Origin of the sequence: Micromonospora sp. WMMD754 (assembly GCF_049315235.1) — a bacterium.
In the GTDB taxonomy this organism is placed as follows: Bacteria; Actinomycetota; Actinomycetes; order Mycobacteriales; family Micromonosporaceae; genus Micromonospora; species Micromonospora sediminicola.
Genome location: NZ_CP186058.1, coordinates 5,544,141 through 5,557,570, shown reverse-complemented (window position 1 = coordinate 5,557,570; position 13,430 = coordinate 5,544,141). Strand labels below are relative to the sequence as shown.

Sequence of the window (13,430 nt, the reverse complement as noted above, 5' to 3'; positions counted from 1 at the left end):
GAAAGGATTTCCGGAAACTTGCGAAAGTGAACGATGGTCCGGTGAGCTGCGGACCGACCCGTCGGTCCGATCCGGAGTGTGGGACGCCGCCGCCCGGTCCCGCGCCTAGGCTGGCCGGGACGGGTGACGACGGGAGCGGTGGATGACACGGGTGGCGGTGCTCGGCCTCGGCGGCATGGGGACGCCGATGGCGGCCAACCTGGTCGGCGCCGGCCTGGACACGGTGGTGTGGAACCGGCACCCGGAGCCGGCCCGCGCGCTCGCGGACCGGGGCGCCGAGGTGGCCGCCGACCCGGCCGACGCGGCCCGGCGGGCGGACGTGGCGGTGACCATGGTGACCGACGCCGCCGCGGTGCGCGCCGTCGCCGTCGACCAGGGCATGCTCGCCGCGCTGCCGGCCGGGGCGGTCTGGGCGCAGATGAGCACCATCGGGGTCGCCGAGACCGCGCGGCTGGCCGAACTGGTCGCCGCCGAGCGCCCCGACGTCACGCTGGTCGACGCGCCGGTGGCCGGCAGCCGGGGCCCGGCCGAGCAGGGCAGGCTCGTGGTGCTCGCCTCCGGGCCGGACCAGGCCCGTGAGCGGGTCGCGCCGGTCTTCGACGCGGTCGGCCAGCGGACGCTGTGGCTCGGGCCGACCGGCGCCGGCTCGCGGCTCAAACTCGTCAACAACCTGCTGCTCGCGTTCGTCAACGAGGGCGTCGCCGCGGCGGTCGCCCTCGGCGACACGCTCGGCCTCGACCGCGACACCGTGCGGGAGGCGCTGGGCGGCAGCCCGCTGGTGTCGCCGTGGGCGGCCGAGAAGCTGGGCCGGATCGTCCGCGACGAGCACGGCGCGCAGTACGCGCTCGCGCTGGCGCTCAAGGACGTGGAGCTGGCGCTGCGGGAGGCGCCGCCGGGCAGCTTCCCGGCCGGCGAGGCGCTGGCGGCCGAGTGGCGGCACGCGGTGGACCAGGGCCTCGGTGACGACGACCTGACCGTGGTGACCCGGGTGCTCGGATCCGGCGCGACCCGCCGACCTTAACCTCGGCGAGAGCTTCTCTTAGCCCGGCCCTGGGACGCGGGCTCCTACCGTGGCCCGGTCGCATCCACAAGGGATACGGGGCCCCCAGGAGGAGAAGTGGTCAACCGACAGCTCGCCCGGATCGCCGTCGCGGTTCCGGGCGTGGTCGCCCTGCTGGCCGTCAACGCGGCGGGCGCGTCCGCCGCGGCCGACGCGCCGGCCAACGACAACCTGACCGGCGCGCTGCCGGTCGGCGCGCTGCCGTTCGTCGACGGCCAGGATCTCAGCGCCGCCACCGTGCAGGAGGGCGAGCCGTCGTCCTGCTTCGAAGCCGGCCGGACGGTCTGGTACTCGTACACGCCCGCCGCGGATCAGCTGGTCACCGCCGGCACCGGACCGGACTACCTCGGGGTCGCGGTCTACACCGGCGACTCCCTCGGGACCCTCGCCGAGGTCACCTGTCGCCCCACCTACGGCGGCACGCCCGTGACGTTCCGGGCACGGGCCGGCACGACGTACCTTCTCCGGATCGGCGCGGACCACGCCGAGCAGACGACGTTCCGGCTGGACGTGGCACCCGGCCCGGAGGTCGACTTCGACGTGGCCGACGTGGAGTGGAGCGTCTTCGACGAGGTCGCGTTCTGGCCCCGGCTGTACGACCCGGCCGGCCTCGGCATCGACCTGGGTTCGCTCGTCTGGGACTTCGGCGACGGCACCACGTCGACCGAGCAGTATCCCCGGCACCGCTTCACGTCCGACGGCGACCACCGGGTGCGCCTGACCGCGCGCACTGTCGACGGGCGCACCGCCACGGCCACCCACACCTCCGTGGTCCGCACCCACGACGTGGCGGTGGTCAAGGTGAACACCCCCTCGACCGCCCGTGCCGGACAGCGTGTCGGCGTCACCGTCGAGGTGCGCAACAACCGCTACGACGAGCACGTGGAGGTCCGCCTCGAACGCAGCAACCCGTGGGGATTCGAGCAGGTGGACGCCGCCACGAAGCCGGTCCCGGTGACGGGCGGCGGTGGACGCACCTCGTTCTCGTTCACGTACACGGTGACGCCGGAGGACGCGGCGATGGGCAAGGTGACCTTCCGCGCGGTGGCCGCGGTGCGGGACCACCGCGACGCGCTCCCGGCGGACAACCAGCTGCTCTCGACCCCGGTCCGGGTGCGCTGACGGATCCCGTGGGCGGCGGCGCGACCTCGCGCCGCCGCCCGCGTCGGGGTCAGGCCGGGACCGGCGCCGGGTCGCGGGCCGGGCCGGCGGCGGCGCGGTCGGCCGCCCAGCCGGTGGTGATCAGCAGCAGCGCGGCGCTGTAGGTGCCCATCACCAGCAGGCCGGCGCCGGGCAGGTCCCCGCCGGCCGCGCCGACGCCGATCAGCAGGTCGGAGGCGAGGAAGAACGCGCCGCCGGCTCCGGTCCGCGCGGACACCCCGGTCGCGGCGGCGGCCATCAGGCACAGCGCCAGGCTGTAGCCGAGCACCGGCAGCCGCAGCGGCCCCAACGCGCTCCACAGCAGGGCGTTGCCGGTCGCCCAGGCGAGCAGGTAGCCCACCCACGCCAGGGCCGGCGGGCGTCCGCGCCGCAGGAATCCGGTGAGGAACGCCAGCTGCGCCACCAGGAAGAACCCCATGCCGAGCAGGAACGCGGCCCGGCCCGGCACGAGCAGGGCCACGTCCCCGGCGGTGGCGGCGACCAGACCGAGGGCCACCGCGTCCGCCCGCCGTCGCCGCTGCCACAGGTATGCCAGCAGCACCGGCGCCAGCAGTGGCTTGGCCAGCCACTGGAGCGCCGTCGAGTCGAGCGCGACGCCGACCAGCTCGACCGCGGCCACCAGCCCGAACAGGGTCAGCCAGGAGCGCCTCACCGGGCCGGCTGCCAGCCGGGTCGGCCGAACAGGTAACCGAGGCGGTGCCGCCAGCACGTGGCCCGGCGCACGTCGGACCAGATCGCGGCGAACTCGTGGGTGGCCACCCGCAGCGGGTTGTAGGTGCCGATGTTCTTGGTCAGCCCGTAGCGCGCGGTGGCCCGCTCCGGCTCGAAGGTGCCGAACAGCCGGTCCCAGATGATCAGAATGCCGCCGTAGTTGCGGTCCAGGTATTCGGTGTTCGAGCCGTGGTGCACCCGGTGGTGCGACGGCGTGTTGAAGATCCACTCGATCGGCCGGGGCAGTACGTTGATCCGCTCGGTGTGCAGGAAGAACTGGTAGAGCAGGCTGACCGACTGCTGGAGGAAGATCATCCACGGCGGGATGCCGAGCAGCGCCAGCGCCAGCCAGAACGGCAGCGAGGTCATCGGCGTCCAGCTCTGCCGCAGCGCGGTGGAGAGGTTGTAGTAGACGCTGGAGTGGTGCACGACGTGGCTCGCCCAGAGCACGCGCACCTCGTGGTGGGAGCGGTGGAACCAGTAGTAGGCCAGGTCGTCGGCGAAGAAGAGGATCACCCAGGTCCACCAGTCGCCGGGGGAGAGGTGGACCGGCGCGACCGTCCACAGGGCCGCGAAGACACCGACCGTGAGCAGCTTCCACGGAAAGCCGATGATCTGACTGCCCAGCCCCATCGACAGGCTGGTGGTGGTGTCGCGCAGCTCGTAGCCGCGTTCCTCGTCGTCGGGCAGGAAGCGGTAGGAGACCGCCTCGATGATGATCAGGAGCAGGAACGCCGGTACGGCGTACAGCACGGCGGGGATCATGCGCGCGCTTCCCTTCCGGTGGTGGGGGTGGTGGGGGTGGTGACCGGGGCGGTCAGGAGCGCCCGGGCGTGCCGGGCGGCCGCCGCGCCCTGACCGGACGCGATCGCGGCGGCGAGGCGGCGGTGGCCGGCGACGTCGAGCAGTTCGGCGGTACGGGTGTCCGGGGGGACGTCGCCGACCGCGAACGTGCCGGCGACCAGGCTGTTGAAGGCCAGTTGGTAGGCGGTGTTGCCGCTGCCGCGCACGACCAGGCGCCAGATCGCGATGTTCGCCTCGGCCATCCGGTCCAGGTCGGGGGCGAGTGAGCCGTACTCCTCGGCGGCCCGGACCAGGGCGGCGACGACCGCCGTGTCGCCGCGCTCGGCGCAGAGCCGGGCCGCGTCGATGCCCACGCAGGCCCGCATCTCCAGCATGTCGCGCACCAGCGTCGCGACCGGAAGCACGTCACCGGAGCGGGCCAGCGACAGCGCCAGGTCGAGCCCGGCGTGCACCCGCCAGTCCAGCACCCGGGTCGCGCCGCCCTGGCTGACCCGGACCAGGCCGAGCTGTTGCAGCCGGCGCAACGCCTCCCGGACCGCGTGCCGGTTCACCGCGAAGGCGGCGGCCAGCTCGCGCTCGCCCGGCAGGGTCTCGTCCGGGCGGTAGCGACCGGACACGATCGCGTCGCGGAGCTGGCCGAAGACGTGGTCGGAGACCGAGGCGCGGGGGGCGGGGGCGAAGGCCATGGCCAGCAGTGTGGCCCCGCACACATCAACCCGTCAACTGGTTGGACCAGTCAGGTTTCGGTACCGGTCCGGCCGGTGGGTGCCGTCCCGGTCACCCCTCGTATCCTTTCCGCCGTAGCCCCGCAACCGGGAAGGGAGTCGGTGTGAGCGACCGGGTCGAGACGCTGGAGTTCCAGGCCGAGGCGCGTCAGCTGCTGCAGCTGATGGTGCACTCGATCTACTCGAACAAGGACGTCTTCCTGCGCGAACTGATCTCGAACGCGTCCGACGCGCTGGACAAGCTGCGGCTGACGTCGCTGGTCGACAAGGACCTGTCGGTCGACGCGTCCGACCTGCACATCGAGATCGAGGTGGACCGGGACGCCCGCACGCTGACCGTGCGGGACAACGGCATCGGCATGTCCCGCGACGAGGTGGTCGGCCTGATCGGCACGATCGCCAAGTCCGGCACCGCCGAGCTGCTGCGCACGCTGCGCGAGTCCAAGGACGCCGCCGCCGACCAGGACCTGATCGGCCAGTTCGGGGTCGGCTTCTACGCCACCTTCATGGTCGCCGACCGGGTGACGCTGCTGACCCGGCGGGCCGGGGAGACCGGCGGCACCCGTTGGGAGTCCACCGGCGAGGGCACCTACTCGGTGGAGGCGGTCGACGAGGCGCCGCAGGGCACCTCGGTCACCCTGCACCTGAAGCCGGTCGACGCCGACGACAACCTGCACGACTACACCGCCGAGCGGACCATCCGCGAGATCGTCAAGCGCTACTCCGACTTCATCGCCTGGCCGATCCGGATGAGCGTGGACGTCCCCGGCGAGGACGGCGCCGCCACCCGCGAGGAGCAGACGCTCAACTCGATGAAGGCGCTCTGGGCGCGCTCGCGCGACGAGGTGGACGAGGCCGAGTACAAGGAGTTCTACCGGCACGTCGCGCACGACTGGGCCGACCCCCTCGAGACCATCCACATGCGCGGCGAGGGCACGTTCGAGTACGAGGCGCTGCTCTTCCTGCCCTCGCACGCCCCGCTCGACCTGTTCGCCCCGCAGGGCCGTCGTGGCGTGCAGCTCTACGTCAAGCGCGTGTTCATCATGGACGACTGCGAGGCGCTGATCCCCAACTACCTGCGCTTCGTCAAGGGCGTGGTGGACGCGCACGACCTGTCGCTGAACATCTCCCGGGAGATCCTGCAGCAGGACCGGCAGATCCGCGCGGTGCGGCGGCGACTGGTCAAGAAGGTGCTCGGCACGCTCAAGGACATGTCCGCCGAGTCGTACCGCACGTTCTGGACCGAGTTCGGGCCGGTGGTCAAGGAGGGTCTGCTGGAGGACCCGGACAACACCGAGGCGCTGCTGGACCTGGTCCGCGCGGCCAGCACCCACGACCCGGCCGAGCCGACCACGCTGCGCGCGTACGTGGAGCGGATGAAGGACGGCCAGACCGAGATCTACTACGCCACCGGCGAGAACCGGGCCACCATCGAGAACTCGCCGCACCTGGAGGCGTTCCGGGCCAAGGGTTACGAGGTGCTGATCCTCACCGACCCGGTGGACGAGGTGTGGGTCGAGCGGGTCGGTGCGTACGACGGGAGGACGCTGCGCTCGGTGGCCAAGGGCCAGGTCGACCTGGAGACCGAGGAGGAGAAGGAGAAGGCCGAGGCCGAGCGGCAGGAGTACGCCGACCTGCTCACCTTCCTCGGCGGCGCGCTCACCGACAGCGTCAAGGAGGTGCGGCTGTCCACCCGGCTGACCACCTCGCCGGCCTGCGTGGTGGGCGACGCGCACGACATGACGCCGACGCTGGAGAAGATGTATCGGGCGATGGGTCAGGAGGTGCCCCGGGTCAAGCGGATCCTGGAGCTGAACCCGACCCACCCGCTGGTCACCGGGCTGCGCAAGGCGCACGGCGAGGGTGGCGACACCGCCGCGCTGACCGAGACCGCCGAGCTGCTGTACGGCATGGCGCTGCTGGCCGAGGGCGGCGACCTCGTCGACCCGGCCCGCTTCACCCGGATCCTCGCCGACCGCCTCGCCCGCGGCCTGTAGGTGTAAGGAAGGGCCCCTTCTTATCGCTTCGTGCAGAGGAAGGGGCCCTTCTTAACACCGGACGCTCAGGGGAGGGCGGGGTAGAGGGCGGCCACGCCGCCGGACAGTCCGGCCTGGACCCGGCGGGCGACGTCGTCGGCCAGGATCTCGTAGCTGTCGGACTCGATGCCGTCGGCAGCCATCCGGGCGACCTCGACCGGGTCGGCCTTGGGCCCGGTGACCCGGGCGGCCATCTCGGTGTCCATGTAGCCGACGTGCAGGCCGGCGACCCGGACGCCCCGGCCGGCCAGCTCGACGCGCAGCGCGTTGGTCATAGACCACTCGGCGGCCTTCGCCGCCCCGTACGCGCCGACGCCGGGGAACGTGAACCAGGACAGGGCCGACAGGACGTTCAGGATCGTCCCGCCGCCGTTCGCCGCGATCCGGGGCGCGAACGCCCGCACCACCGACAGCGTGCCGAGGTAGTGCGTCTCCAGCTCCAGCCGGATCTGGTCGAGGTCGCCGTCGAGCAGGTCGGCGCCGGTGCTCACGCCGGCGTTGTTGACCAGCAGCGTCACGTCGCCGGCGCGCTGCGCGGCGGCGGCCACCGAGGCGGGGTCGGTGACGTCCAGGCGTAGCGGGGTGACGCCGGGCAGGTCGACGCCGTCCGGGTTGCGCGCGCCGGCCCAGACCGTGGCGCCCCGCGCCACGAGTTCCGCGGCCAGGCGTCGGCCGAAGCCGCGGTTCGCGCCGGTGACCAGGGCGGTGCTTCCAGCGATCTTCATGTCTCGCTCCGAGGATGCTCAGGGTGGGTGGATCAGGAGGTCCGCAGGCCCGGACCGGGCAGCACGGCCAGCTCGTCGGCCGGCACGTCGTGCCCGGCGTCGCAGCGCAGCCGGGCGTGCACGTCCGCCCCGCAGTCGTGGTGGGTGACCAGGACGGACGGGCCGACCTCGTCGGCGGCGTACGCGTCGCCCCACTGGCGGAGGGCGACGAGCACGGGCAGCAGGTCGCGGCCCTTGGCGGTGAGCACGTACTCGCCGCGGGTGCGCTGCCCGGGCTCCCGGTAGGGCCGCCGGTCGAGCAGGCCGTCGGCGACGAGCTGCTTGAGGCGGGCGGCGGCGACCGGCTCGCTCACGCCGACCCGGCGGGCGAAGTCGTCGAAGCGTCGGGTGCCGAACGACGCCTCGCGCAGCAGGAGCAGCGTGGTGCGGTTGCCGACCACCTCGAGCGCCCGGGCGATCGAGCAGTTGGCGGTGGACCAGGAGTCGCGCTGCGCGAGGAAGTCCGTCATGGGACCGACGCTACCGAGCTGACTTAGGAAAACAAAAGCCAGCTATCTCACGTCGCGGCCCGGGAATATCCGCCGGTCACAGCTGACCGGGGTAGAAGCCGTGCCGGGCCAGCGGCTCGACGATCTGGTGCTCCTCGTACGACAGATGGGACAGCAGCGTGTCGGTGAGCAGGTCCACCGCCTCCTGGAGCCCGGTGAAGTCACCCGGCCGGCCGATCAGCTCCACCAGCGCCCGGTCGACACCCTCCACCACGCCGTGGATCACCACGTGCTCCTCCTCCAGCCGGTCCAGCACCGCCGCCAGCCCGGCGTCGGCGCGGCGCAGGTGCGGGAAGACCGAGGCGTCCTCCAGGCCGTGGTGCTGGGTCACCACGGTGCAGTACGCCGCGCAGTACGCGCCCAGCGTCCAGTTGTTCTGCCGCAGGGTCATCTCGTTCAGCGCGGCCCGCGCCCCGCCCGGCGAGACCGCGCCCCGGGTGACCTGTTCCAGCAGGTCCCGCACCTGGGCCAGCTCCCGGCGCAGGTGGTCGTGCACGTCCACCAGATGTTGCCCCGCGGCCTGCGCGTGGGCCGGGTAGACGTGCCCGGCCGGCGCCGGCGGGGCGGTCGGACGGGTCGACTCGTCCCAGAGGCGGCGGGCGCTCAGGCGTACCCCCGGGTCGGGCGTGGGGGTGACCGCGAGGGTGGTCGGGACGCCGCCGGCGGCCTGCTCCCGCGCCACGGCGCGGGCGCCGCTGCCCGGCGTGGTGCGCTCGGCCGCGACCAGCTCCCGGACCGCCGGCGCCACCTCCTGGGCGAAGAGCTGGATGGCGCGCGGCTCGTCACTGCCCAGGACGAAGGTGGTGATGCCGTGCTCCAGGGTGAGCCCGGCCAGGTCCTCCACCCACCGCCGCGGCGGCCCGGCCAGGAACCCCGTGGACGCGCGGGTGAAACTGCCGGTCACGTTGAGCATCCGGCGGATCTCGCCGGGGTCCCGCCCGGCGGCCCGCGCGCCCTCGTCGACCAGCGCGTTGAGCGCGGGCAGCTCGTCGGGCCCCTTCGGCAGGTAGGCCAGCGACGGCAGCCAGCCGTCCGCGGCGCGACCGACCAGGCGCAGCATGCGCGGCTTGTACGCGCCCACCCAGATGCCCACCGGATGGGCCGGCGCCGGTCCGCGCTTCGCGCCGACCACCCGGTAGTGCTCCCCGGCGACGCGGATCATCCCGCGTCGGTCGGTGCCCCAGACCTCCCGGATGACCTGGATCGCCTCGTCGAGCGCGTCGACCGCCGCGCCGGGGGAGAGCCGCCGGCCGCCGGCCGCCTCGATCGCGTCCCAGAACGCGCCCGCGCCCAGCCCCAGCTCGACCCGGCCGCCGGTGAGCAGGTCCAGGCTGGCCACGCTGCGGGCGAGCACCACCGGTTGGCGCAGCGGCAGGTTGAGCACGTTGCCGGCCAGTCCGATCCGGTCGGTGGCGGCGGCCACGTACGACATCAGCGTCCACGTGTCCAGGAAACCCGGCTGGTAGGGGTGGTCCTGGAAGGTGACCAGGTCCAGCCCGACCTGCTCGCAGAGCGAGGCGAGGGCCACCACCTGGTCCGGCCGTCCGGCGGTGGGGGTGAGGAAGCCGCCGAAGGCCAGCTCGTGTCCGTGCTCGGTCATCCGTGCCGCTCCTCGTGCGATCTTGCCGGTCCCGCCCACGGTAGCCCGGGGCCGGGGCGTCCGGGCGGGGCGTCCGGATCCGGCCCGGACGTCCCGCTACCACGTCGCCGCGTGCCGCGTGCCCGGTCGCCCGCCTGGGTGACGAACATCCCAAGAAGTGGGCGATCGTCCGGATTCGTCCTTAGCGTCGGTGGCGTCCGCAGTCGTGGACACCACGGGCCGGTAACGCCTAATCCCGCCGCCGGCCCGGCGGTAACCGAACCTCGGCGGGAGCGGGGGACCCAACGTTCCTCGGTGCACGTCACCTCGGGGTGAAGCCGCCAGCGGCGGCCGGGCTCCTCGGCCCGAACCCGACAGCTCACCTCGTCGGCGTGGAGGAATCCCCATGGCAACTGCATACGCAGCCCGTCGTACCGCCGTCGGTGTGGTCCTGGCCGGCGCCGCGGTCCTGTTCGCTCCGGCCGTCCCGGCGAGCGCCTCCGGTGTCAACTGGGACGCCGTCGCGCGGTGCGAGTCCGGCGGCAACTGGCACATCAACACCGGCAACGGCTACTACGGCGGGCTCCAGTTCTCGCGCGGCACCTGGAACGGCCACGGCGGGAAGAAGTACGCCGCCCGGGCGGACCTGGCCAGCCGGTCGGAGCAGATCGCCGTCGCCGAGCGGGTCCTGGACGGGCAGGGCATCGGCGCCTGGCCGGTCTGTGGCCGCAAGGGCGGATCGGGCTCGTCCCCGAAGAAGGCGGCCGACCGTGCCGCGCCGAGGAAGGCCACCGACCGGCCCACCACGACGAGGTCCACTGTGGGCCGACCGGCCGGGCGGGGCGGCGCCGGCACCTACCGGGTGCGCTCCGGCGACACGCTCTCCGGCATCGCCGTCGCGGCGCACGTCGCCGGGGGTTGGCGGGCGCTGCACGAGCGCAACCGCGCTGTCGTCGGCGACGATCCGGGCCTGATCTTCCCGGGTCAGCGACTGCGCCTGCGCTGAGCCGCCGAACGCCCGGCCGGGGCTCCGGCCGGGCGTTCGCGGTCGCGCGACACGCCGGACGCGCGGCGCCCGACCTGCTCGCTTGCGGGCGGGGCCGGCCGGTGACCGTGCTCCGTCGGTGCCGGTTGCTATGGTCACGATGCTCGGCTAAGACGTGAAGAAAGCGCGGATATGACCATCGACCCGTTCTCGGCCGCCGCGAGCCTCGACGAGCTCCTGAGCCGGACGCAGCAGGCGCTCGCGGCGATGCGGTCCCGGGCCGGCGTGCACCCCGACGGCGAGCCGGGCGAGTTGCTCCGGGCCGAGGGCGCCGCGGCCGACGGCCGCGTCCGGGCGGTCGCCGTCCAGGGTGGCCGACTGGACTCGGTCGCCGTCGACCCGGACCTGGCCGGCGAGCCGCTGGAGGTCCTCTGCGGACACGTCGTCGCCGCCGTCAACGCCGCGCTGGCCGAGCTGGACGCCCGGGTCAGCGACTCGGCCCGGGCCGACGCCGACGCCCTGGCGGCCCGCCTCGGCGGCCTGCCCGACCAGGCGGAGCTGTTCAGCCGCGCGATGCACGAGGTGGCCGCGCGGATCCCACGTGACCGGGGCGCCGCGTCCCGGGCCGGCCGCCCGGCCTGACCGGCCTGCCGACGCGACGAAGCGGCCGGCCGCCCGGAGGACGACGACCGGCCGCTCGCCCTACGGTCAGCTCAGGGTGACCGCGGTGTCGTCGACGACGAAGGACGTCTGCAGGGAGCTGTCCTCCACGCCGCTGAACGAGATGGTCGCCGTGGTGCCGGCCAGCGACGAGACGTCGAAGGACCGCTGCACGTAGCCGGTGGCCTTGTTCAGGTTGGAGTAGGTCGCCAGCGTGGTGCTGCCGGCCTTGACGGTGAGCTTGTCGTACGCGGTGGTCGTGGTCGACTCCGCGCTGTCGATGTGCAGCCAGAAGCTCAGCGTCGCGCGGCAGCCGGCCGGAACGGTCACCGACTGGCTCAGGGTGTCGGTGTGCGACGAGCCGTAGCCGTCGAGCCACGCCTTGTACGAGCCGCCGTGCGCGGCCTGGCCGCTGTCCGTGGTGATGACGCCGGACGAGGCGGTCCAGTTCACGGTGCCCGACTCGAAGCCGGGGTTGGCCAGCTTGTTGCCGGAGCAGCCGCCCGACGGCGGGGTGGTCGTGGTGGTCGGCGTCGGCGTCGGGGTGCCGCCGGCGCACGTCGGGTCACCGGACTGGGCCGGCACGCTGACCGCGTTCCAGGCCGCCTTGACCGCGTCGAACTCGGCGCAGCTGCCCGGGTAGAGGTTCTTCGCGGCCTGCAGCGTCCAGGTGCGGTACTTCAGGTACGACGAGGACGAGGTCTTCAGCAGCATCGCGTTGTACATGATCTTGATGGCCTTCTGGATCCCCAGGCCGGTCACGCTGCTGCCGTTGCAGGTCGAGCTGGACGGCTGCCCGTTGGTCGGGCTGCTGCCGTTGGCCAGCAGGTAGAACCAGTGGTTGCCGGGGCCGGCGGAGGCGTGCACCTCGCCGCCCGGGACGCTGCTGGAGTAGCAGTTCGGGTCGCCGAGCGCGGACGGGTTGTACATGTTGCGGATCGGGCCGGAGCCGACCAGGTTGATCTTCTCGCCGACCAGGAAGTCCGGCGCGTCGTAGCTGGACGGCTCGTTGGCGAACCACTCGGTGGCCGCGCCGAACGTGTCCGCCACGAACTCCTGGGTGCCGCCGCCGGAGATGCCGCCCGGGGTGTGGTCGTCGATGCCGTGGCCGATCTCGTGCGCCACCACGTCGAGCGAGCCGATCCACTGCCCGGCGGTGTTCTTGCCGATCTGCACCTGGGTGCCGTCGTAGTAGGCGTTCTGGTCGTTCAGGCCCACCCGGATCGGCCAGTAGCCGCCGTTGCCGTCGGCGCCGTTGCGGCCCAGCCACTGGCTGAGCATCTTGTGCTCGGTCTGCGCGGCGAACAGCGCGTCGACGCAGCCGGTCTCCTTGTTGGTGGCGGTGCCGTTGCCCCAGGCGTCGTCGGAGCCGCTGAACGTGGTGTTGTTCGCCGCGTCCTGGCAGCTCAGGTTCGTGACGGTCGGGTCCTTCATGGAGTACGTGGTGCCCGACTTGGTGGTGTTGAGCGAGAGCGGACTCGGGCCGTTCCAGGCGCCGGTGCCGGTGCCGTGCACGATGTGCTCCTGCGTGCGCAGCACCGCCCCGGTGCGGGCGTCGACGTCGACGGTCAGGCGGCTCGGGCCCTCGGCGTCCGTGCCGCGCACGGTGGTCTCCCAGGCCAGCGTCGGGCTGGCGCCGAGCGTGTAGACGACGAGTGTGGTGCCCTCGACCGAGCTGACGGTCCGGAGCTGGGCGCGCGCCTTCTTCGCGCCCGCGGCCGGGGTCAGCGTGGGGGTGGTGGCGAGGGCGCCGATGGGCCGCTGCTGGGCGACGGAGGCGTACTTCAGGTTGCCGGCGGCGTCGGTGGCCAGCACGAAGTCGCCGCCGACCACCGGCAGGCCCTTGTAGGTGCGCTCGTAGGGCACGTACTGGGTGCCCTCGGAGGAGATGACCGGCTTCTGGACGAACGCGTCGTCGGAACCGGCCTGGAGGTAGGCGGGGCGGTTCGCGACCAGCGCGCGGGCCGAGTCGGCGGCGGCCGCGCGGGCCTGCGCCGGGTTGGGGGCGGCGGGGCCCGGTGGGGCGGCCTGCACGGCTGCGGCGGTGCCGGCGGCGATCACGCCGGCCGCGACCGCGCCGGAGAGCGCGGCGAGGCGAGGTGAGAGCTTCACGAGGGTTCGCTCCTGTTCTGAGGCGCGCAGCACGGAGCCCGGTGGGGACGGGCGGCGCGGTGATGCGAGGCGGGGTGACGGTCGGTCACCGGAGCTGCCGGCGTGGCTCCGGGTCGACAGATCGACCGTCCGGGTCGCCGGGGGTCGACGACTCGTGGGTGCACGATCACACGCCGCCGGAGCCGGGATCAATGGGTGACCGGGGCAACCGACTTCCGCCGGACACCCGGCGGTAGGCCGGAATTCAGGAAGCCATGATCTTCAATAGCCCCTGATCAGGCCGAATATCGTCCGCAGTGGATGGATGCGGAGGCGTCATGCGTC

The 13,430-nt window shown here is 73.2% G+C and carries 12 protein-coding genes and 1 riboswitch; of the genes, 5 read left to right on the top strand and 7 right to left on the bottom strand.

Annotated features, from left to right (window positions below):
• Positions 1–142 precede the first annotated feature (142 nt).
• Together ACN27B_RS26115 and ACN27B_RS26110 are read left to right on the top strand one after the other, a co-directional pair.
• Positions 143–1,021, top strand: a complete 879-nt coding sequence (locus ACN27B_RS26115; protein WP_422741776.1) for an NAD(P)-dependent oxidoreductase — start codon at positions 143–145, stop codon at positions 1,019–1,021.
• Positions 1,022–1,117: 96 nt separating this feature from the next.
• A complete protein-coding gene (locus tag ACN27B_RS26110; RefSeq protein ID WP_422741775.1) occupies positions 1,118–2,182 on the top strand; it encodes a PKD domain-containing protein in 1,065 nt (354 codons plus the stop codon).
• Positions 2,183–2,231: 49 nt separating this feature from the next.
• On the opposite strand, the gene ACN27B_RS26105 is transcribed toward ACN27B_RS26110, so the two are convergent.
• From ACN27B_RS26105 to ACN27B_RS26095, 3 genes are read right to left on the bottom strand one after another with little or no spacing between them, the layout of a single operon-like run.
• Complete coding sequence (locus ACN27B_RS26105; RefSeq protein WP_422741774.1) at positions 2,232–2,873, bottom strand: lysoplasmalogenase; 642 nt, start codon at positions 2,871–2,873, stop codon at positions 2,232–2,234.
• Positions 2,870–3,697, bottom strand: a complete 828-nt coding sequence (locus ACN27B_RS26100) for a sterol desaturase family protein (protein WP_098744685.1) — start codon at positions 3,695–3,697, stop codon at positions 2,870–2,872. Before ACN27B_RS26100 ends, ACN27B_RS26105 begins: the two co-directional genes overlap by 4 nt.
• Positions 3,694–4,422, bottom strand: coding sequence for a FadR/GntR family transcriptional regulator (locus tag ACN27B_RS26095; protein WP_091577582.1), 729 nt, complete (start codon positions 4,420–4,422; stop codon positions 3,694–3,696). The genes ACN27B_RS26100 and ACN27B_RS26095 overlap by 4 nt, the downstream gene beginning before the upstream one ends.
• A 143-nt stretch (positions 4,423–4,565) precedes the next feature.
• On the opposite strand from ACN27B_RS26095, the gene htpG reads away from it, so the two are divergent.
• A complete protein-coding gene (gene htpG / locus ACN27B_RS26090; protein WP_422741773.1) occupies positions 4,566–6,458 on the top strand; it encodes a molecular chaperone HtpG in 1,893 nt (630 codons plus the stop codon).
• A 65-nt stretch (positions 6,459–6,523) separates the two neighbouring features.
• On the opposite strand, the gene ACN27B_RS26085 is transcribed toward htpG, so the two are convergent.
• From ACN27B_RS26085 to ACN27B_RS26075, 3 genes are all read right to left on the bottom strand, one after another.
• A complete protein-coding gene (locus ACN27B_RS26085; RefSeq protein ID WP_099160824.1) occupies positions 6,524–7,222 on the bottom strand; it encodes an SDR family oxidoreductase in 699 nt (232 codons plus the stop codon).
• A gap of 32 nt (positions 7,223–7,254) precedes the next feature.
• Positions 7,255–7,731: a winged helix-turn-helix transcriptional regulator gene (locus tag ACN27B_RS26080; RefSeq protein WP_422741772.1), complete on the bottom strand. Its 477-nt coding sequence runs from the start codon at positions 7,729–7,731 to the stop codon at positions 7,255–7,257.
• 76 nt (positions 7,732–7,807) lie between these two features.
• Positions 7,808–9,370: an LLM class flavin-dependent oxidoreductase gene (locus ACN27B_RS26075; protein WP_099160826.1), complete on the bottom strand. Its 1,563-nt coding sequence runs from the start codon at positions 9,368–9,370 to the stop codon at positions 7,808–7,810.
• Positions 9,371–9,624: 254 nt separating this feature from the next.
• A riboswitch (cyclic di-AMP (ydaO/yuaA leader) is annotated at positions 9,625–9,751 on the top strand.
• A gap of 4 nt (positions 9,752–9,755) precedes the next feature.
• Between ACN27B_RS26075 and ACN27B_RS26070 the strand changes: the two genes are divergently transcribed.
• Positions 9,756–10,355 (top strand): transglycosylase family protein, encoded by a 600-nt coding sequence (locus ACN27B_RS26070; RefSeq protein ID WP_422741771.1) that lies wholly within the window; start codon positions 9,756–9,758, stop codon positions 10,353–10,355.
• Positions 10,356–10,526: 171 nt separating this feature from the next.
• Complete coding sequence (locus ACN27B_RS26065; RefSeq protein ID WP_091574263.1) at positions 10,527–10,976, top strand: YbaB/EbfC family nucleoid-associated protein; 450 nt, start codon at positions 10,527–10,529, stop codon at positions 10,974–10,976.
• Between the two features lie 66 nt (positions 10,977–11,042).
• On the opposite strand, the gene ACN27B_RS26060 is transcribed toward ACN27B_RS26065, so the two are convergent.
• Complete coding sequence (locus tag ACN27B_RS26060; RefSeq protein WP_099160828.1) at positions 11,043–13,106, bottom strand: M4 family metallopeptidase; 2,064 nt, start codon at positions 13,104–13,106, stop codon at positions 11,043–11,045.
• Positions 13,107–13,430 lie beyond the last annotated feature (324 nt).

What these genes read in the sequence shown, in the direction of transcription:
- ACN27B_RS26115 (WP_422741776.1), top strand. Translation starts at nt 143, where the DNA reads ATGACACGGGTGGCGGTGCTCGGCCTCGGCGGCATGGGGACGCCGATG.
- ACN27B_RS26100 (WP_098744685.1), bottom strand. Translation starts at nt 3,697, where the DNA reads ATGATCCCCGCCGTGCTGTACGCCGTACCGGCGTTCCTGCTCCTGATC.
- ACN27B_RS26095 (WP_091577582.1), bottom strand. Translation starts at nt 4,422, where the DNA reads ATGGCCTTCGCCCCCGCCCCCCGCGCCTCGGTCTCCGACCACGTCTTC.
- ACN27B_RS26085 (WP_099160824.1), bottom strand. Translation starts at nt 7,222, where the DNA reads ATGAAGATCGCTGGAAGCACCGCCCTGGTCACCGGCGCGAACCGCGGC.
- ACN27B_RS26080 (WP_422741772.1), bottom strand. Translation starts at nt 7,731, where the DNA reads ATGACGGACTTCCTCGCGCAGCGCGACTCCTGGTCCACCGCCAACTGC.
- ACN27B_RS26075 (WP_099160826.1), bottom strand. Translation starts at nt 9,370, where the DNA reads ATGACCGAGCACGGACACGAGCTGGCCTTCGGCGGCTTCCTCACCCCC.
- ACN27B_RS26070 (WP_422741771.1), top strand. Translation starts at nt 9,756, where the DNA reads ATGGCAACTGCATACGCAGCCCGTCGTACCGCCGTCGGTGTGGTCCTG.
- ACN27B_RS26065 (WP_091574263.1), top strand. Translation starts at nt 10,527, where the DNA reads ATGACCATCGACCCGTTCTCGGCCGCCGCGAGCCTCGACGAGCTCCTG.